The sequence below is a fragment of the Geodermatophilus sp. SYSU D00698 genome (assembly GCF_054050335.1).
The window spans coordinates 1-19,546 of sequence record NZ_JBJGZD010000025.1 but is presented as its reverse complement, the minus strand read 5'-3'; the positions used below and the strand labels follow the sequence as shown (position 1 = coordinate 19,546).

Below are 19,546 nucleotides of genomic sequence, written 5' to 3'. Positions count from 1 at the left end.
TCGCTCACCGCTCCGGCAGGACCACGACGCGGCGGTGGGGCTCCTCGCCCTCGGACTCGCTGCGCACCCCGGCGACGCCGGCGACGACGTCGTGGACGACCTTGCGCTCGAAGGGGTTCATCGGCGCGAGCCGCTCGGGCTGCCCGGTGCCGGCGACCCGGCGGGCGGCCTCGGCGGCCATGGAGGTGAGGTCCGCGCGCCGCCGGGCCCGGTAGCCGCCGATGTCGAGCATCAGCCGGCTGCGGACGCCGGTGGCCTGGGCGACGGCCAGCCGGGTGAGCTCCTGCAGCGCCTCCAGGACGGAGCCGTCGGAGCCGACGAGGTCGTCGAGGTCGCCGCCGACGATGGCGACCGAGGCGCGGTCGCCCTCGACGTCGAGGTCGATGTCCCCGTCGACGTCGAGGATGTCGAGCAGGCGCTCGAGGTAGTCGCCGGCGACGTCGCCCTCGCGGACGAGCAGGTCGGTGCCGGTGGCGGCGGCGCGGCCGTTCCCCGAGGGGGCGGACGCGACCTCGTCGGTGGGCTCGAGGACGGCGTCGGTGCTGTCGTCGTCGGCGTCGGGGAGGTCGGGGGTCTCGGCCGGTGCGGTGTGGTTCGGGACGCTCACGGAGGTACCTCCAGTCGGTGCGGGCGGCCGGGGCGGGCCCGGAGGTCGGAGGCCGGAGGGCGCGTGGTCGCTGCTCCTCCCGGCGGGTCCGCGGCGAGCGGCGTCGGGGGACGCCGTTCGCCGCGGACCGGGGTCTAGCGGCGCTTGCGCTTGCCGCCGGTGCCGGCGGGCCGGCCGTGCGGGCCGCGGTTCGCGGGCCGGGGGGCGCGGTTCCCGCCGCCGGTGCGGCCCCCGGAGGCGGTCCCGCCCGCGGCGGTCGCCCCGCCGGCCGTGCCGCCGCCCCCGGCCCCGTTCCCGCTGCCGGTGCCGTTCGCGCCGCCGCCGGTGCCGGTGGCGCCGTTCCCGCCGGCCGGGGTGGCGTCCGCGGGGGCCCCGTCGGCGCCGCCCTTGGTCAGCTCGACGCCGGCGGCCGGCGGCCGGCCGCCCTTGCCGCGCACCGGCTTGGCGCCGGGCCGGGGGGCGAGCGTCTTGGGGTCGATCGCGGGCTTCTCGGCCGCGGCCTTCGCCTTGGCGGCGGGGCTGCCGGGCGGGGGCATCTTGCGCAGGATGAAGAACTGCTGACCCAGGGTCCACAGGTTGTTCGTCATCCAGTACAGGAGGACGCCGATGGGGAAGAAGAAGCCGGTGACGAAGAGGCTGATCGGCATGCCGTAGAGCAGCAGCTTCTGCACCATCGCGGCCTGGCCCTCGACCGGGCCCGAGCGCTTCATGATCTGCTTCTGCGTGACGTAGGTCGTCACGCACATGACCACCATGAGGATCAGCGCGACCGTGCGGATGCCACCCTGGCTGACGCCGGGCAGCGCCAGGATGTCGGTGGCCTTCTGACCCGACATGGTGAACGACGAGGAGATCGGCGCCCCGAACAGCTCCGCCTTGGCGGCCTGGTCGGTGAGCTGGTCGTCCCAGCTGTAGAGACCGGGAGCGCCCGGCCGCAGCCGGCGCAGCACGTGGAACAGCGCGAGGAAGACCGGGATCTGCGGGAGGATCGGCAGGCAGCCGGCCAGCGGGTTGACCCCGCGCTCCTTCTGCAGCGCCATCATCGCCTGGCTGAAGCCCTGGCGGTCCGCGCCGTACTGCTTGCGCAGCTGCTGGATCTCCGGCTGGATCTCCTGCATCGCCCGCTGGCTCTTGATCTGCTTGACGAACAGCGGGAACAGCAGCAGCCGGACGGTGACGACGAGGAACACGATCGACAGCGCCCAGGTGATGCCACCGGCCGGGTCGAGGAACGTCGAGAACACCGAGTGCCACGTCTTCATGACGAAGGCGATGGCGGTGTAGAGCCAGTCAAGCAACGGAGGACTCCTCCTGCGGGGCCCGGCGGGACGCCGGCGGGGTCTCGGGGGCGGGGCGACGGGCACCGTCGGCGGCGGGCACGCCGTCGGCGGGGGCCGCGGGTGCCGCTGTCATCGACGTGCGGCCGTCGCCGCCGGTTCCGGGGCGTCCCCGGCCCACGTGCGGGGCGGGGACCGGGTCGTAGCCGCCGGGGTGCCAGGGCGCGCACTTGAGCAGCCGCCGCAGCGCCAGCCACGACCCGCGGGCGGCGCCGTGGACGGCGACCGCCTCGGCGGCGTAGGCGCTGCAGGTGGGGGCGAAGCGGCAGCGCGGCGGCAGCGCGGGGCTGACGGCGCGGGAGTAGAAGCCGACGGCGGCCAGCAGCGCGCGGGCCACCGGTCCGGGACGCCGGGCCGCGGGGGCGCTCACGAGGACCGCGTCCGCTCGGCCGACGGCCGGGACCGCTCCGCGAGCACCCGGTCCAGGCCGGCGGCCAGGTCGCGGCGCAGCTGCGCGGAGGTCGCCGTCGCGGCGTCGGGGCGTGCCCGGACGACGAGGTCGGCGCCGGCCGGCAGCCGGCCGAGCTCCTCGCGCACGGCGGCGCGCAGCTGCCGGGTCACGCGGTGCCGGACCACGGAGTTGCCGACCGCCCTGCCGACCACGAACCCGGCACGGGGCCCGGCGGGCGTCCCGTCCCCGGGCACGTCGAGACCCCCGGCCGTGCGGGCCGGGGGTCGGACGGGGAGGTAGTGGAGCACCATGGTCGGCCGACCGGCACGCCGGCCCGACCGGACGACCGCGGTGAACTCCGGACGCCGGCGCAGGCGGGCCTGCGCGGGCAGCACCTCAGGCGGAGAGCTTCTCGCGACCCTTGCGGCGGCGGCCGGCGAGGATCGCGCGGCCTGCGCGGGTGCGCATCCGCAGCCGGAAGCCGTGGGTCTTGGACCGGCGGCGGTTGTTCGGCTGGAAGGTGCGCTTGCTCACGGGGTACTCCTACGGCAGGACATCGGTGGTGCGGCCGGCCGGTGGGCAGGCACGCGGCGGGGCTCCGGGAGCGGCGGGGCCACTCCGCGGGACCCCGCGAGGCTGGCGCTGTGGGCCCCGGCACCGGCGGCCCGGGACACGGACGGCGCCGGGATCCGGCGGACGACCGCGTCCGCGCACCGCTACCGGTCCACAGACTCCGACCAGCATAACCGAGGACGGCGGCGCCCGAGGACGCCGTTCCCGCGGTCCCGGTCACGCGACCGGCTCGCCGACGGCGACCCGCCAGGTTGCACCCTCCGGGCGGACGGTCGGTGTCGGCACGCCGACCGGCCGGGGACGACACGCCGAACGACACGCGCACCGGCCGTCCCAGGCGTCCCCGGACGTCGTTGCCGGGCTGTGGACGGGGCTGTTAGCGTCGCCGTCGCTCCGGTCCGGGCAGACCGCCCGGTACGGGGGCCGACCACCCGGTCGACCTGACCGCAGTCCGTCTCGAGCCGTATCACGACCTCCCTCCCGACCAGCGACGACACCGCTGCGACCTGACATCCACAGGTCGACACGGCACCATGTCGCCGGTCGTGCACAGCCTGTGGACACTCGTGTGGAACCCGGGTGTCCAGGATGTCCACTTCCCGGGCAGCCGCGGCACCGGGGACGCCGGCTCCCGAGGACGCCGGAGGTCGGACAGCGGGGACGAACTGCAAGGGGAGGACACGGTCATGGCCGATGCCGCGGTGGACCTGGCGGAGGTCTGGGACTCGGTCCGCGAGCGGCTGGCGACCAGCCTCACCCGGCAGCAGAACGCGATGCTCAACCTGACCCGGCCGGTGGGCCTGGTCGGTGGCACCGCCGTGCTCGCCGCGCCCAACGAGTTCACCCAGACCGTGCTCGAGTCGCGGATGCGCCGGGTGCTGGCCGAGGCGCTGTCCGAGCAGCTCGGCCGGGACATCGGCGTCGCCATCCAGCTCGAGGACGCCCCCGCCTCGGCGCCCGCGCCCGAGGAGCAGCCGACCCGCCGGCCGTGGACGCCGGTGGACGCCGCCCCCAGCGACGAGGACCGCGAGCGGGCCGACGACGGCCGCAGCGCCTTCGGGGTGCGCAGCGACGCGCGTCCGCTCGACCGTGCCGGCTTCGAGCCCGCGCCGTTCGAGCCGGGCCCCTACGAGTCCTCGCCGTACGAGCCGGCGTCCTACGAGTCGGCCCCGTACGAGGCCGGCCCCTTCGAGCCCTACGACGCCGGCCGGGCCGACGCCGCCCGCCGGGACGCCGCGCGCCGGGAGGTGTCGTCCCCCGCCGACGCGCCGGCACCCGCCGGTGACGGCGTGGGGGAGTGGGGCGGCACCGACTGGAGCCCCGCGAGCCGCGGGCGCACCGGCCGCCGCCGCGGCCCGCGCGTCGGGGAGGGCGCCGAGGTGCTGCCCTTCGACCTCGGTGACGCCGCCCCCGACGGCGCCGACGAGCCCGCGCCGCAGCGCGGCGGGTCCCCCGGCCGCGCGTCCGGCACGGCGGTGCCGCTGTTCGGTGACCGCCGTCCGCCGGCCGGCCTGGACCCGGGGCTGAACCCCAAGTACGTCTTCGACAGTTTCGTCATCGGCAACAGCAACCGGTTCGCCCACGCCGCGGCGGTCGCCGTCGCCGAGGCCCCGGCGCGGGCCTACAACCCGCTGTTCGTCTACGGCGACTCCGGGCTGGGCAAGACGCACCTGCTGCACGCGATCGGGCACTACGCGGCGCGGATGTTCCCCAACGTGCGGGTGCGCTACGTCAGCACCGAGGAGTTCACCAACGAGTTCATCAACCTGGTGCACTCCGGCCGGGCCGAGGACTTCCGCCGCCGCTACCGGGACATCGACTTCCTGCTCATCGACGACATCCAGTTCCTGGAGCGCGCCGAGCGGACGCAGGAGGAGTTCTTCCACACCTTCAACACGCTGCACAACGCGAGCAAGCAGATCGTCATCACCTCCGACCGGGCGCCGAAGAAGCTGACGACGCTCGAGGACCGGCTGCGCACGCGGTTCGAGTGGGGGCTGATCACCGACGTCCAGGCGCCGGACCTGGAGACCCGCATCGCGATCCTGCGCAAGAAGGCCTACGGCGAGCGGCTGCAGGTGCCCGACCCGGTGCTGGAGTTCATCGCCAGCAAGGTGCAGACCAACATCCGCGAGCTCGAGGGCGCGCTGATCCGGGTCACCGCCTTCGCCAGCCTCAACAAGCAGCAGGTCGACCTGCCGCTGGCCGAGCTCGTGCTCAAGGACCTCATCAGCGACGAGCAGGGCCCGCAGATCACCGCGGCGATCATCATGGCCGCGACCGCGGAGTACTTCTCCGTGACGATGGAGGAGCTGCAGGGCTCCAACCGCAGCCGCACGCTGGTCAACGCCCGCCAGATCGCCATGTACCTGTGCCGGGAGCTCACCGAGCTGTCCCTGCCGCGGATCGGGGCCTCCTTCGGCGGCAAGGACCACACCACGGTCATGCACGCGGTCAAGAAGATCACCAACCTGATGAGCGAGCGCCGGGCGACCTACACCCAGGTCACCGAGCTGACCGCGCGCATCAAGAGCCGCGCCCGCCAGTAGCCCCGGCGGCCCCTCGGAGGGCCATCGGTCGGCCGTCGGCGGCCGTCCCCTCCCCGCCGCGGTGGAGACACGCGGTGGAGACACGGGCCGGCTGTCCACAGCCGGTGGGCGGCGGCGGGGACCGGTCGTCGCCCGTCGTCCCGCGGCTGCCGGGCGGTCACCGGCTCCCGCCGTGTCGACATGCCGCCGAGTTGTCCCCAGGGATGTGCACACCCTGGGGAGATCGTCATCCCGGTGTGACCGGACCGCTCCGGGGAGCCGCGGCACCGGGTGTCGTCCCCAGGTGGTTCCCCAGTGTGTGCATCCAGCGACGTTCCGCCGTGGTGACCTGCGCTTTCGTGCCCTCGGAGGGCCGCCGTCCCCACCCGCGCCCGTCGCCGGCCGGCGCGGTCGCCGGGGGCCTGGGCACGGACTGGGGACAGACCGGGGGTGCAGCGGGGACGGGGAGTGGAGAGACGGCGACGCCTGTGCACCGCCGTCGAGATGTCCACGTGTCGACAACAACGGCACGTGACTTCCCCACAGCGAACCAACATGTCGACTCGGGCGCTGACCTGCGAGAAGGGGCCCGATCCCCAGCTTCCACACCGGTGATGACGGAGATGAGGGAGATAGATCCGGGTTTTCTCGAACCCCAGTAGGGGTGGGGACGCTGCGGCCCGGAGGGGCCCCGGGGCCGCAGCGGGACGGCAGCGGAGAGCAGGAGGAAGCAGGAGCGGCCACCTGATCGGGTCCCGGGTTCCCCCATCCACACCCCGACGGGCACGATGAACGACGCAACAGACACGGAGCCCCGTTCCCGGTCCGCACGGACGCCGGGGCACCGGGGTGCGCAGACGACAGCAGTGGGCCGTGCAGAGCTGGGGTGGGTCGGTCATGGAGTTCCGGGTGACACGCGAGGTGCTCGCGGATGCCGTCGCGTGGACGGCGCGCAGCCTCCCGCCGCGGCCGTCGGTGCCGGTCCTCGCCGGCATCCTGCTCGAGGTCGACGGCAGCCAGCTGTCGGTCTCCGGCTTCGACTACGAGGTCTCCGCGCGCGCGGAGGTCGACGTGCAGGCGGGGGAGAGCGGCCGCGTGCTGGTCCCGGGCCGGCTGCTCGCCGAGATCACCCGCGCGCTGCCGCCGCAGCCGGTCGACGTCCGCGCCGACGGCCCGCGGCTGGCGATCACCTGCGGCAACGCGCGGTTCAGCCTGCCCACGCTGCCGGTGGAGGACTACCCGTCGCTGCCGGCGATGCCGTCGTCGGCCGGCGTGGTCGACAGCGACGTGTTCGCCGAGGCGGTCGGCCAGGTCGCCGTCGCTGCCGGCCGCGACGACACCCTCCCCATGCTCACCGGCGTCCGGCTGGAGATCGACGACGACCGGGTGACCCTCGCCGCCACCGACCGCTACCGGCTGGCCGTGCGCGAGTTCGCCTGGCGCCCGGAGACCCCCGGCATCTCGGCCGCGGTGCTGGTCCCGGCGCGCACGCTCGCCGACGCCGCCCGGACCCTGACCAGCGGCCCGGAGATCGTGGTCTCGCTGTCCTCCAGCGGGTCCGGCGAGGGCATCCTCGGCCTGTCGGGCAAGGACCGGCAGACCACCACCCGGCTGCTGGACGCCGAGTTCGTCAAGTACCGCGCGATCATGCCGAGCGAGTCGGCGGCGTACGCCACGCTGCCGGTCGTGCAGTTCACCGACGCCGCCAAGCGCGTCGCCCTGGTCGCCGAGCGCGGCACCCCGCTGCGCTGCGAGTTCACCCCCGGCCAGGTCACGCTGCGCGCCGGCGGCAGCGACGACGAGGGCCAGGCCGAGGAGCGCTGCGACGTCGAGTTCGAGGGCGACCCGCTGACCATCGGCTTCAACCCGACGTTCCTGCTGGACGGGCTGGCCGCGGTGCACACCGGCCGGGCGCGGATGGACTTCACCAGCCCGCTCAAGCCCGCGGTGCTCTCCGGCGTCGAGGACCCGGCCACGGACGACGAGGACGGCGGCGAGCGCCCGGTGGAGCGCCCCGGCAGCTACCGCTACCTGATCATGCCGGTGCGCCTGCCGGGCTGACGTCGGCCGACGTCAGCCCGGAGGTGTCCCGGGCAGCCCGGGAGGGCACCGCACACCGCGGGCACCCGCACCGTCGCGTGCGCCCGTGCCATGACGACCGCGAGGGAAGGACTGAGCCGTGCAGCTGGGGCTGATCGGGCTGGGCAAGATGGGCGGCAACATGGCCACGCGGCTGCGCCGCGCCGGCCACGAGGTGGTCGGCTTCGACCACCACCCGGAGAAGCGGGACGTCGACAGTCTCGAGGCGCTGGTCGGCGCGCTGTCCGCGCCGCGGGTGGTGTGGGTGATGGTCCCGGCCGGCGAGCCGACCCGGGAGACGGTGCGCCAGCTCGGTGAGCTGCTCGAACCCGGCGACGTCGTCGTCGACGGCGGGAACTCCAAGTTCACCGACGACAAGGTGCACGCCGAGATGCTCGGCGAGAAGGGCGTCGGCTACGTCGACGCCGGCGTCTCCGGCGGCGTCTGGGGCCTGGAGAACGGCTACGCCCTCATGGTCGGCGGCTCGAAGGACGACGTCGCCAAGGTGCAGCCGGTGTTCGACGCGCTCCGGCCGCCGACGCCGACCGACGAGTCCGGGCAGGAGATGCCGGGGGCGGGCTTCGTGCACGCCGGCCCGGTGGGTGCGGGCCACTACGCGAAGATGGTCCACAACGGCATCGAGTACGCGCTGATGCAGGCCTACGGCGAGGGCTACGAGCTGCTCGCCGCCGTCGACCTGGTCGAGGACGTGCCCGGCGTCATCGCGTCCTGGACGCAGGGCACCGTCATCCGCTCGTGGCTGCTGGACCTGCTGGTCCGCGCGCTGCAGGAGGACCCGCAGCTGGAGAAGATCAGCGGCTACGCCGAGGACTCCGGGGAGGGCCGGTGGACGGTGCAGGAGGCCATCGACCACGCCGTCCCCATGCCGACGATCGCCGCGTCGCTGTTCGCCCGGTTCGTCTCCCGGCAGGACGACTCGCCGACGATGAAGGCGGTCGCCGCGCTGCGCCAGCAGTTCGGCGGGCACGCGGTGCACGCCGTCAGGGCGCAGGAGGTCGAGCGGCCGGCGTGAGCACGGTCGTCGTCCTCCCCGCCGGACGCTGATGTACGTCCGGCACCTCCAGCTCGTCGACTTCCGCAGCTGGGAGAAGGTCGACCTGGCGCTGCGGCCCGGCCCGACGGTGTTCGTCGGCCGCAACGGCGAGGGCAAGACCAACCTCGTCGAGGCGGTCGGCTACCTCGCGACCATGAGCAGCCACCGCGTGTCCGCCGACGCGCCGCTGGTGCGCCACGGCGCGGGGCAGGCCGTCGTCCGGGCGGCGCTGCGCCGGGAGGACCGCGAGCTGCTGGTCGAGGTGGAGGTCAACCCGGGCCGGGCCAACCGGGTGCGGGTGAACCGGGCGGCGCTGCCGCGCCCGCGCGAGCTGCTCGGGCTGGTGAAGAGCGTGCTGTTCGCCCCCGAGGACCTCGCGCTGGTGCGCGGCGACCCGGCCGAGCGGCGCCGCTTCCTCGACGACCTGCTGGTCAGCCGCACGCCGCGGCTGGCCGGGGTGCGCAGCGACTACGAGCGGGTGCTCAAGCAGCGCAACGCCCTGCTCAAGACCGCCCGGCTGGCCCGGGGCGACGCGCTGGCCACCCTCGACGTCTGGGACGCCCACCTCGTCGAGCTCGGCGGGCAGCTGCTGGCCGCCCGGCTGGCGCTGGTCGCCGACCTCGCGCCGCACGTCGCCCGCGCCTACGCCACCGTGGCCGGCGCGGGCGCCGCGGCCGCAGGCCTGGGCTACGCGAGCACCGTGCCGCTGGCCGGCGACGGCGCCCCGCTGCCCGAGGGCACCGCGACGCCGTCGGCGGCGGAGCTGTCCGTGGCGCTGCGCGAGCGGGTCGCCGAGCGGCGCCGCGACGAGGTGGACCGGGGGATGACGCTGGTCGGCCCGCACCGCGACGACCTCGTCCTGCACCTGGGCCCGGCCCCGGCCAAGGGCTTCGCCAGCCACGGCGAGTCCTGGTCGCTGGCGCTCGCGCTCAAGCTCGGCTGCTTCGGCCTGCTGCGCGCCGACGGGGAGGAGCCGATCCTGGTCCTCGACGACGTCTTCGCCACCCTCGACGCCGGCCGGCGGGCGGCGCTGGCCGAGGTCGCCCGGGGCGCCGAGCAGACGCTCATCACGGCCGCCGTCCTCGACGACGTGCCCGGCGAGCTCCGCGGCGCCCGGGTCGAGGTGGGCGAGGGGACGGCGACGCTGGTCGAGGCGGGCGCCGACGGCGAGGAGGTCGACGGTGGCTGACGAGCGGCCGGCCCGGCCCAGCGACATCGCCCGCGCCGCGCTGGAGGCGGCCCGCGCGGCGTCGGCCGCCCGCCCGGCGCCCACCCGCCGCCGGGTGGCGGGCCCGCGGCGGAGGTGGACGGGCCCGCGCCCGGGCGACGACGACCCGCAGCCGCTGGGCCGGCTGGTCGACTCGCTGGTCAGCGCGCAGGACTGGTCGGAGCAGACCCGGGTCGGCGCGGTGTTCGGCCGCTGGTCGGCGCTGGTCGGCCCCGACATCGCCGCGCACTGCCGCCCGGAGACCCTGACCGAGGGCGAGCTGCTCGTCGTCGCGGAGTCCACCGCCTGGGCCACCCAGCTGCGGCTGCTCGCCCCGACGATCCTCGCCAGGCTGCGCGCCCAGGTCGGCGGGGACGTGGTGACCCGGCTGCGCGTTGTCGGTCCGACGGCCCCCAGCTGGAAGAAGGGTCCGCGGTCGGTCCGCGGACGGGGGCCCCGCGACACGTACGGATGAGGACGGTGCCCCGATGAGCAGCCCGCACGACGACAGACCCCGCGACGACGACCCGCGCGACCGGGACGGCTGGCAGGAGCCGGCCCACCTCGGCGAGGGCGGGCCGGGCGACGGCGACCGGGAGCAGGAGCCGGCCCGCCCCGGGCCGGTCGTCTCCTGGGCCCCGCCCGCTCCGCGGCAGCGCACCCCCGGCGTCGTCGAGCAGGTGTTCCGCTACCAGGGCGACACCGTCGGGGCGCAGGGCTGGGCGCTGCAGCACGGCTGGGAGATCTCCGACGGCACCGCGCCCCAGGACGCCGTCCTCGCCGAGCTGGTGGCCACCGCACCGGTCCGCGCCACCAAGGACCACCGGCCGGCGGGGGTGATGCGCGGGCGCGCCGGGACCCTCGAGCTGGTCGCCTTCGACGTCGTGTTCACCGACAAGCGGTACACCGTGCCCGAGTGGGCGGTCACCGCGGCACCGGTGCTGCTGCCGCTGCCCGGCCTGCGGCTGTCCCCGGCCCGGTTCTGGCGGCACCGCACCGGCGGCCTGCTGCACGTGCCCAGCGGTGACGAGGCCTTCGACGCCCGCTGGGTGCTGCTCGCCGCCGAGGACGGCGAGGCGGTCCGCCGGCTGGTCGGTGACCAGACGGTGCGCGGGCTGCTGATGGCCTCGGACGACGGCGACGAGTTCTGGACGGCCGCCGGCCACCTCGCCGCGGTCCGCCCGGACGGGCAGCGGCCCGAGCTGATCGAGCACCACGCCCGCCTGCTGGGGGCGATGGTCGCCGCCCTGGCCGGCGTCTCCTGAGCGCCGCCGAGGCCGCCGCCCCACCGGCCGCGGCGGGGCTGCGCGACCTGCTGCCCCTCCTCCGCCCGCACCGGCGGCCGCTGCTGCTGGCCGCCGGGCTGTCGCTGGTCGGCGCGGCCGCCGCGCTGGCCCAGCCGGCGCTCACCGGGCGGGTCATCGCCGCCGTCGGCGCCGGCCGGCCGCTGCTGCCCGCCGTCGCCGCGCTGGTCCTGGTCCTGGTCGCCGGGGCGGTGCTGGACGCCGGGCAGTCCTACCTGCTGCAGCGCACCGGCGAGGGCGTCGTCCTCACCACCCGGCGCACCGTGGCCGACCGGCTGCTGCGGCTGCCCGTGGCCGAGTACGACCGGCGGCGCACCGGCGACCTGATGTCGCGGGTGGGTGCCGACACCACGCTGCTGCGCGCCACCGTCACCTCCGGCGTCGTCGAGGTGGCCGGCTCCGCGGTGGTCGGGATCGGCGCGCTCGTGGCCATGGCGCTGGTCGACGTCTGGCTGCTGCTGGTCACGCTCGGCGCGGTCGCGGTCGGCATGGCGGTCGTGGTCAGCACCAGCCGGCGGGTGCGCCGGCTCTCGCGGCTGGCGCAGGAGGAGGTCGGCGCGATGACGGCGGCCGTCGAGCGGGCGCTGTCGGCGGTGCGCACCATCCGGGCCAGTGGCGCCACCGCGCGCGAGGTCGACGCGGTGGGGGACAGCGCGGCGCGGGCCTACCGGGCGGGGGTCTCGGTGGCGCGGGTGCAGGCGCTGGTCGCGCCGGCCGGGTCGATCGCCGTGCAGGGCGCGTTCCTCGCCGTCCTCGGGCTCGGCGGGTACCGGGTGGCCACCGGCTCGATCGCCGTCGCCGACCTGGTCGCCTTCATCCTGTACCTGTTCCTGCTGGTCATGCCGCTGGGCCAGGCGGTCTCGGCGTGGACCCAGCTGCAGACCGGGCTCGGCGCGCTGGCCCGCATCCAGGAGGTGCTGGTCCTCGAGCCCGAGCGGGACGCCGTCGCGGAGGTGGGCGGCGTGACGACCGCCCCGCGCGCACCGGCGCCCGGTGTCCCGCTGCTCGAGCTCGACGACGTCTCGTTCGCCTACCCCGACGGCACGGAGGTGCTGCGCGGGGTCTCGCTCACCGTGCCGGCGGGCGGCCGGGTGGCGCTGGTCGGGCCGTCCGGCGCGGGGAAGTCCACGGTGCTCGCCCTGGTGGAGGGCTTCTACCCGCTGACCGGCGGGGCCATCCGGTGGGCCGGCACCGACGTCCGCGAGCTGCCCCGTGCGGCACTGCGCGCGCAGCTGGGCTACGTCGAGCAGGAGGCGCCGGTCCTCGCCGGGACGGTGCGGGAGAACCTGCTGCTGGCCGCGCCGCACGCCGGCGACGACGAGCTGTGGGCGGTGCTCGCCGACGTCGGGCTGACCGGCGTGGTGCAGCGCTCGGCCCGCGGGCTGGACGTGCCGGTCGGCGACGAGGGCGTGCTGCTGTCCGGCGGCGAGCGGCAGCGGCTGGCCATCGCGCGCTCGCTGCTGGCCCGCCCCGCGCTGCTGCTGCTCGACGAGCCGACCGCCAGCCTCGACGCCCGCAACGAGAGCCTGCTGCGCGAGACGCTGGCCGCCGCGGCCGCCGACCGGGCGCTGCTCGTCGTCGCCCACCGGCTGTCCACCGTGCTCGACAGCGACCAGATCGTCGTCCTCGACGGCGGCCGGGTCGTCGCTCGCGGCACGCACGCCGAGCTGGTGGAGACCAGCCCCCTCTACCGCGAGCTCGCCTCCGCCCAGCTCCTGGTCTGACGGGCGGCCGCGGGATCGCCGGGTGGGCCGCCCTGCGGGGCGGCGGGAGGAGCGGGCCCGGAGGGTCCCGCGATCGAGCGCCGGGAAGGCTCCGAGCAGCCGGGGGACGGGATCTGACCGCGGTGTCGGCCGGCAGGCCGACGAGGTGCTACGCGGCTCGCGAGGCCGCCGTCGCGCCCTTGCCGTCCTGCGCCTCCGCGGCCTTGCAGAGGTTGCGGACCATGCTGCCGAAGACGACGCCGTGGAACGGCGAGATGCCCCACCAGTAGAGCTGCCCGAGCAGGCCGAAGGGGTGGAAGGTCGCCTTCTGGCGCAGCCGGGTGCGCCCGTCCTCGGCACGTTCCACGTGGAACTCGAGCCAGGCCAGGCCGGGCAGCCGCATCTCCGCGCGCAGCCGCAGCAGCCGGCCCTCCTCCAACTCCTCCACCCGCCACCAGTCCAGCGCGTCGCCGACGTAGAGGTCGCTGGGGTCGCGCCGGCCGCGGCGCAGCCCCACCCCGCCGACGGCGCGGTCCAGCCAGCCGCGCACCTCCCAGGCCAGCGGGAAGCTGTACCAGCCGGTCTCCCCGCCGATGCCCTCGACCACCCGCCACAGGGCCTCCGGCGAGGCGTCGGTCTCCCGCGTCCGCTCGTCGAGGAACAGGCTGCCGCCGGCCCAGTCGGGGTCGGAGGGCAGCGGGTCCGACGGCGCCCCGGGCACCGAGGCGCCGGTCCACCGGGTGTCGACGGCGTTGTTGCGGACCTTCTGCACCGCCAGGCGCACCGCCTCGTCGAAGCCGAGCAGGCCCTCCGGGGGGTCGGGCACGTACCGCGCGATGTCGTGCTCGGCGCAGACGACGGTGTTGCGCAGCGACTCGACCAGCGGCCGGGCGATCGACGCCGGGACGGGCGTGATGACGCCGACCCAGTGGCTGGACAGCGACGGCGTGAAGATCGGGACGGGCAGGATCCGCCGCCGCGGCAGCCCGGTGACCTCGGCGTACCGCTGCATCATGTGCGCGTAGTCCATGACGTCGGGTCCGCCGATGTCGAAGGAGCGGTGCACGTCCGGCGGCAGCGTGGCGCAGCCGACCAGGTAGCGGAGCACGTCGCGGATGGCGATCGGCTGGATGCGGCTGTGCACCCAGCGGGGCGTGACCATGACCGGCAGCCGCTCGGTGAGGTAGCGCAGCATCTCGAACGACGCCGAGCCCGAGCCGAGGATGACCGCGGCCCGCAGCACCACGGTGGGCACGCCGGAGTCGAGCAGGATGCGCGCCACCTCCGCCCGCGAGCGCAGGTGCGGGGACAGCTCCTCGTCCTGCGGCTCGAGCCCGCCCAGGTAGACCAGCCGCCCGACGCCGGCCTCCCGCACCGCGTCGGCCATGACCTGCGCGGTGTGCCGGTCCCGCTCCTCGAACTCGCGGCCGATCGCCAGCGAGTGGACCAGGTAGTAGGCGACGTCGGCGCCCTCGCAGGCGCGGCGGACGGCGTCGGCGTCGCCGGCGTCGCCCTCGGCGACCTCGACCCGGTCCCGCCAGGGGACGTCGCGCAGCTTGCGCGGTGAGCGGGTGAGGACCCGGACCCGGTGGCCGGCGGCCAGCAGTTCCGGGACCAGCCGGCCGCCGACGTACCCGGTCGCGCCGGTGACGAGACAGGTGAGGGAGCGGGCTGCGGGCTGCATGTCGACCAGTCTGGGAGTCGCCGGCGGACGGTGCCGTCCGGTCGACCGGCCCAGCGCCCCCTGGGCGGGCGTGTCGACCCCCGGGGCAACACCGGTGGTACGTCGCGAGCCGCGAGTGGCGCAGCGGCGGCCTGAGGGCCTGCGCGACGCGGTTTCTGTCGGTGGACCCGGTAACATGGAGGACAGGAATCCCCAGCATCCGGCTGAGCGGCGCTGTGCGCCCCCGGGGCCCCTCTCCGAGGAGAGGTGCCCGCATGCCGGGAGCGCGACAGAAGGGCCCCACGTGGTCGCTCGACCGAAGACCGAGAACTCCTACTCCGGCAGCTCCATCACCGTCCTCGAGGGGCTCGAGGCGGTCCGCAAGCGGCCCGGCATGTACATCGGCTCCACAGGTGAGCGCGGCCTCCACCACATGGTGTGGGAGGTCGTGGACAACGCCGTGGACGAGGCGCTGGCCGGCTACTGCGACACCGTCCGGGTCACCCTGCTGGCCGACGGCGGCGTCCGCGTCGAGGACAACGGCCGCGGCATCCCCGTCGACCTGCACCCCGTCGAGAAGCGGCCGACCGTCGAGGTCGTCATGACCGTCCTGCACGCGGGCGGCAAGTTCGACGGCAAGAGCTACGGCGTCTCCGGCGGTCTGCACGGCGTCGGCGTCACCGTCGTCAACGCGCTGTCCACCGCGCTGGACGTCCGCATCTGGCGCGACGGCCGCGAGTGGCACCAGTCCTACGACTTCGCCAAGCCCGGCAAGCTGGAGGAGGTCGGTCCGACCTCCAAGCAGGGCACCCAGATCACCTTCTGGGCCGACGGCGGCATCTTCGAGACGACGACCTACTCGTTCGACACCATCAGCCGCCGGCTGCAGGAGATGGCCTTCCTCAACAAGGGCCTGAAGATCGTCCTGCGCGACGAGCGGCCCGGCCAGGGCAAGGCCGAGACCGGCGTGGCCGGCGAGGTGTCGGTCGCCGAGTCCGCCCCGCAGCCCGGTGCCGAGCAGGAGGCCTTCGAGGCCACCGAGGTCACCTACCACTACGAGGGCGGCCTGATCGACTACGTCGGCCACATCAACGCCAAGCGGACGCCGATCCACCGCTCGGTCATCAGCTTCGGCGCCGAGGGCACCGGCAAGAACGACATGCGCATGTCGGTCGACGTCGCGATGCAGTGGTCCGACGCGTACTCCGAGTCGGTCTACACCTTCGCCAACGTCATCAACACGCACGAGGGCGGCACCCACGAGGAGGGCTTCCGCGCGGCGCTGACGTCGATCGTCAACCGCTACGCCGTCGAGAAGAAGCTGCTCAAGGAGAAGGACGAGAAGCTCACCGGCGAGGACATCCGCGAGGGCCTGGCCGCGATCGTCTCGGTCAAGATCGGCGACCCGCAGTTCGAGGGCCAGACGAAGACCAAGCTCGGCAACACCGAGGTCAAGGGCTTCGTGCAGAAGGTCTGCAACGACCAGATCTCGCACTGGTTCGAGGCCAACCCGACCGAGGCCAAGACCATCATCACCAAGGCCGCCTCGGCCGCCCGCGCCCGCCGCGCCGCGCAGGACGCCCGCAAGCTCGCCCGCAAGAACCTGCTGAGCAACAACTCGCTGCCGGGCAAGCTCGCCGACTGCCGCTCGACCGACCCGCGCAACTCCGAGATCTACATCGTCGAGGGCGACTCGGCCGGCGGCTCGGCCAAGTCCGGCCGCGACTCCATGTTCCAGGCGATCCTGCCGATCCGCGGAAAGATCATCAACGTCGAGAAGGCGCGCATCGACCGGGTCCTCAAGAACACCGAGGTCCAGTCGATGATCACCGCCTTCGGCACCGGCATCCACGACGAGTTCGACCTGTCGAAGCTCCGGTACCACAAGATCGTGCTCATGGCCGACGCCGACGTCGACGGCCAGCACATCTGCACCCTGCTGCTGACCCTGCTGTTCCGCTTCATGCGGCCGCTGGTCGAGGCCGGGCACGTCTACCTGGCCCGGCCGCCGCTCTACAAGATCAAGTGGGGCGGCAAGGTCGGCGACGAGTACGCGTACTCCGACCGCGAGCGCGACGCGCTGCTCAAGGCCGGCGCCGAGGCCGGCCGGAAGCTGCCCAAGGAGGAGGGCATCCAGCGCTACAAGGGTCTCGGCGAGATGAACGCCAGCGAGCTGTGGGAGACCACGATGAACCCGGAGACCCGCCTCCTGGGCCAGGTCACCCTCGAGGACGCCGCGACGGCCGACGAGCTGTTCAGCGTGCTCATGGGCGAGGACGTCGAAGCCCGCCGCAGCTTCATCACCCGCAACGCCAAGGACGTGCGTTTCCTGGACGTCTAGCCGCCGCACCGGGGCCGGGGGCACGGCGTCCGACGCCCGCCCCCCGCCCCGGAAACGGCGCCCGACCAGCGCGTTCGTCCACTCCTGTGCACTCACCCGTGGAGATCTGACCAGTGACCGAGACCCCTGCCCGCGACCGCGTCGAGCCGGTCGACCTGCAGCAGGAGATGCAGCGCAGCTACATCGACTACGCGATGAGCGTCATCGTGGGCCGCGCGCTGCCGGAGGTGCGGGACGGCCTCAAGCCCGTGCACCGCCGCGTCCTCTTCGCCATGTACGACCAGGGCTTCCGCCCCGACCGCGGCTACGTCAAGTGCGCCCGGCCGGTCGCCGAGGTCATGGGCAACTACCACCCGCACGGTGACTCGGCGATCTACGACGCCCTTGTGCGGCTGGCCCAGCCGTGGTCGATGCGCTACCCGCTCATCGACGGCCAGGGCAACTTCGGCTCGCCGGGCAACGACCCGCCGGCCGCCATGCGCTACACCGAGTGCCGCCTCACGCCGCTGGCCATGGAGATGCTGGCCGGCATCGACGAGGAGACCGTCGACTTCCAGGCGAACTACGACGGCCGCACGCAGGAGCCGCTGGTCCTGCCCTCGCGGATCCCCAACCTGCTGATCAACGGCTCGGCGGGGATCGCCGTCGGCATGGCGACCAACATGCCGCCGCACAACCTGCGCGAGGTCGCCGACGCCGCCTACTGGATGCTCGACAACCCGGACGCGGAGCCGGAGGAGGCCCTCACCGCCTGCATGAAGGCGATCCCGGGCCCCGACTTCCCGACCCACGGCCTGATCGTCGGGCGCGAGGGGATCGAGGACGCGTACCGCACCGGCCGCGGCTCGGTGAAGATGCGCGCCGTCGTCACGGTCGAGGAGGACAGCCGCGGCCGCGTGCAGCTCGTCGTCACCGAGCTGCCCTACCAGGTCAACCCGGACAACCTGGCCGAGGCGATCGCCGAGGCGGTCAAGGACGGCCGGCTGCAGGGCATCAGCGAGATCGCCGACGAGTCCAGCGACCGCGTCGGCCGCCGGCTGGTCATCACCCTGCGCCGCGACGCCGTGGCCAAGGTCGTGCTGAACAACCTGTACAAGCACACGCAGCTGCAGACCTCCTTCGGCTGCAACATGCTCTCGATCGTCGACGGCGTCCCGCGGACGCTGCGCCTGGACGAGCTGGTCCGCAACTGGGTCAACCACCAGATCGAGGTCATCGTCCGGCGCACCCGCTACCGGCTGCGCAAGGCCGAGGAGCGCGCGCACATCCTGCGCGGCTACGCCAAGGCCCTCGACCAGCTCGACGCGGTCATCGCGCTCATCCGCAACAGCGAGTCCGCCGAGGCCGCCCGCACCGGCCTCATGGAGCTGCTCGACGTCGACGAGGTCCAGGCGACCGCGATCCTCGACCTGCAGCTGCGCCGGCTGGCCGCGCTGGAGCGGCAGCGGATCCTCGACGAGCTGGCCGAGATCGAGGCCCGCATCGCCGACCTGCAGGCGATCCTCGACTCCCCGGAGCGGCAGCGGCAGCTGGTCCGCTCCGAGCTCGAGGAGATCGTCGAGAAGTACGGCGACGAGCGCCGCAGCAAGTTCGTGGCCAACGACGGCGACGTGACGATGGAGGACCTCATCGCGGAGGAGGAGGTCGTCGTCACCATCACCCGCACCGGCTACGCCAAGCGGACCAAGAGCGACCTCTACCGGTCGCAGCGGCGGGGCGGCAAGGGCGTGATGGGCGCCCAGCTCAAGCAGGACGACATCGTCGACCACTTCTTCGTGGGCTCCACCCACGACTGGATCCTGTTCTTCACGACCAAGGGCCGGGTGTACCGGGCCAAGGCCTACGAGCTGCCCGAGGCCAACCGCACCGCCCGCGGCCAGCACGTGGCCAACCTGCTGGCGTTCCAGCCGGACGAGCGGATCGCCCAGGTCATGCAGATCAAGGACTACGGCGTCGCGCCGTACCTGGTCCTGGCCACGGCCAACGGGCAGGTGAAGAAGACCCGGCTCTCGGACTTCGACTCCCCGCGCAGCGGCGGCGTCATCGCGATCAACCTGCGCGACGGCGACGAGCTGGTCGGCGCGGCGCTGATCGACCCGGAGCAGGACCTGCTCCTGGTCACCCGCTCGGCGATGTCGATCCGGTTCAAGGCCGACGACGCCACGCTGCGGCCGATGGGCCGGGCCACCGAGGGGGTGCGCGGCATCTCGCTGGCGCCCGGTGACCGGCTGCTGTCGATGATGGTCGTGGAGGAGGGCGTCGACGTCCTGGTCGCCACCGAGCGCGGCTTCGCCAAGCGGACCGGCATCGAGAACTACCCGCCGCAGGGCCGCGGCGGGAAGGGCGTGCTCACCGCGGACCCGAAGGCGCGCAAGGGCGCCCTGGTCGGGGCGCTGGCGGTCCGGCTCGGCGACGAGCTGTACGCGATCACCTCCGGCGGCGGCGTGATCCGGACGCCGGTCAACGGCGTGCGCCACAACAAGGACCGGGCCACCATGGGTGTCAAGCTCATGAACTTGCCCGAGGACGTGTCGATCGTGGCGATCGCGCGCACGACGGACAACGACGAGCCCGCCGCCTAGGGTGGAACCGGGAGCAGGCGTGGGGGGGGGGGGGGGGGGGGGGGCGGCCCCCCCCGCCCCCCCCCCCCCCCCCCCCCCCCCCGCCGTGCTCAGGCCCTGGGAGGCCAGGGTCCTGCGCCTGCCGTAGGCAGTTCCTCCGGCTCGTCGACCGTCCCGGGCCCCGCCGGCTCCTCGGCG

General features: G+C 74.5%; 15 protein-coding genes. 9 read left to right on the top strand and 6 right to left on the bottom strand.

Going from position 1 to position 19,546, the window contains the following annotated elements; all coding sequences use genetic code 11:
- Nucleotides 1–4 precede the first annotated feature (4 nt).
- The 5 genes from ACI8AB_RS19225 to rpmH all read right to left on the bottom strand — a co-directional run bounded on the left by ACI8AB_RS19225 (nucleotide 5) and on the right by rpmH (nucleotide 2,869).
- On the bottom strand, nucleotides 5–607 hold the full coding sequence (locus ACI8AB_RS19225) for a Jag family protein (protein ID WP_456951430.1): 603 nt from the start codon (nucleotides 605–607) through the stop codon (nucleotides 5–7).
- Nucleotides 608–741: 134 nt separating this feature from the next.
- Nucleotides 742–1,905: a membrane protein insertase YidC gene (yidC, locus tag ACI8AB_RS19220; protein ID WP_456951429.1), complete on the bottom strand. Its 1,164-nt coding sequence runs from the start codon at nucleotides 1,903–1,905 to the stop codon at nucleotides 742–744.
- Complete coding sequence (gene yidD / locus ACI8AB_RS19215; RefSeq protein ID WP_456951428.1) at nucleotides 1,898–2,314, bottom strand: membrane protein insertion efficiency factor YidD; 417 nt, start codon at nucleotides 2,312–2,314, stop codon at nucleotides 1,898–1,900. The genes yidC and yidD overlap by 8 nt, the downstream gene beginning before the upstream one ends.
- Nucleotides 2,311–2,730 (bottom strand): ribonuclease P protein component, encoded by a 420-nt coding sequence (rnpA, locus tag ACI8AB_RS19210; protein ID WP_456951427.1) that lies wholly within the window; start codon nucleotides 2,728–2,730, stop codon nucleotides 2,311–2,313. The genes yidD and rnpA overlap by 4 nt, the downstream gene beginning before the upstream one ends.
- A 1-nt stretch (nucleotide 2,731) precedes the next feature.
- Nucleotides 2,732–2,869 carry a 50S ribosomal protein L34 gene (gene rpmH / locus ACI8AB_RS19205; RefSeq protein WP_040338882.1) on the bottom strand — a complete coding sequence of 46 codons (138 nt, stop codon included), beginning with the start codon at nucleotides 2,867–2,869 and terminating at the stop codon, nucleotides 2,732–2,734.
- A 725-nt stretch (nucleotides 2,870–3,594) separates the two neighbouring features.
- On the opposite strand from rpmH, the gene dnaA reads away from it, so the two are divergent.
- The 7 genes from dnaA to ACI8AB_RS19170 all read left to right on the top strand — a co-directional run bounded on the left by dnaA (nucleotide 3,595) and on the right by ACI8AB_RS19170 (nucleotide 12,804).
- On the top strand, nucleotides 3,595–5,457 hold the full coding sequence (dnaA, locus tag ACI8AB_RS19200) for a chromosomal replication initiator protein DnaA (RefSeq protein ID WP_456951426.1): 1,863 nt from the start codon (nucleotides 3,595–3,597) through the stop codon (nucleotides 5,455–5,457).
- An 852-nt stretch (nucleotides 5,458–6,309) separates the two neighbouring features.
- Nucleotides 6,310–7,497 carry a DNA polymerase III subunit beta gene (gene dnaN / locus ACI8AB_RS19195; RefSeq protein WP_456951425.1) on the top strand — a complete coding sequence of 396 codons (1,188 nt, stop codon included), beginning with the start codon at nucleotides 6,310–6,312 and terminating at the stop codon, nucleotides 7,495–7,497.
- A 118-nt stretch (nucleotides 7,498–7,615) separates the two neighbouring features.
- Nucleotides 7,616–8,548, top strand: a complete 933-nt coding sequence (gene gnd, locus ACI8AB_RS19190) for a phosphogluconate dehydrogenase (NAD(+)-dependent, decarboxylating) (RefSeq protein WP_456951424.1) — start codon at nucleotides 7,616–7,618, stop codon at nucleotides 8,546–8,548.
- 31 nt (nucleotides 8,549–8,579) lie between these two features.
- A complete protein-coding gene (gene recF / locus ACI8AB_RS19185; RefSeq protein WP_456951423.1) occupies nucleotides 8,580–9,758 on the top strand; it encodes a DNA replication/repair protein RecF in 1,179 nt (392 codons plus the stop codon).
- Entirely contained in the window at nucleotides 9,751–10,251 is a 501-nt protein-coding gene (locus ACI8AB_RS19180) for a DUF721 domain-containing protein (protein ID WP_387988640.1), read from the top strand. The genes recF and ACI8AB_RS19180 overlap by 8 nt, the downstream gene beginning before the upstream one ends.
- Before the next feature lie 13 nt (nucleotides 10,252–10,264).
- Complete coding sequence (locus tag ACI8AB_RS19175; protein WP_456951422.1) at nucleotides 10,265–11,041, top strand: hypothetical protein; 777 nt, start codon at nucleotides 10,265–10,267, stop codon at nucleotides 11,039–11,041.
- Nucleotides 11,038–12,804, top strand: coding sequence for an ABC transporter ATP-binding protein (locus ACI8AB_RS19170; protein ID WP_456951461.1), 1,767 nt, complete (start codon nucleotides 11,038–11,040; stop codon nucleotides 12,802–12,804). The genes ACI8AB_RS19175 and ACI8AB_RS19170 overlap by 4 nt, the downstream gene beginning before the upstream one ends.
- A 148-nt stretch (nucleotides 12,805–12,952) precedes the next feature.
- Here ACI8AB_RS19170 and ACI8AB_RS19165 read toward each other — a convergent pair whose 3' ends face one another.
- A complete protein-coding gene (locus tag ACI8AB_RS19165) occupies nucleotides 12,953–14,467 on the bottom strand; it encodes an SDR family oxidoreductase (RefSeq protein WP_456951421.1) in 1,515 nt (504 codons plus the stop codon).
- Nucleotides 14,468–14,750: 283 nt separating this feature from the next.
- Here ACI8AB_RS19165 and gyrB point away from each other — a divergent pair, with 283 nt between their 5' ends.
- Nucleotides 14,751–16,787: a DNA topoisomerase (ATP-hydrolyzing) subunit B gene (gene gyrB, locus ACI8AB_RS19160; RefSeq protein WP_456951420.1), complete on the top strand. Its 2,037-nt coding sequence runs from the start codon at nucleotides 14,751–14,753 to the stop codon at nucleotides 16,785–16,787.
- 113 nt (nucleotides 16,788–16,900) lie between these two features.
- A complete protein-coding gene (gene gyrA / locus ACI8AB_RS19155) occupies nucleotides 16,901–19,369 on the top strand; it encodes a DNA gyrase subunit A (RefSeq protein ID WP_456951419.1) in 2,469 nt (822 codons plus the stop codon).
- The last annotated feature ends 177 nt before the right edge of the window (nucleotides 19,370–19,546 follow it).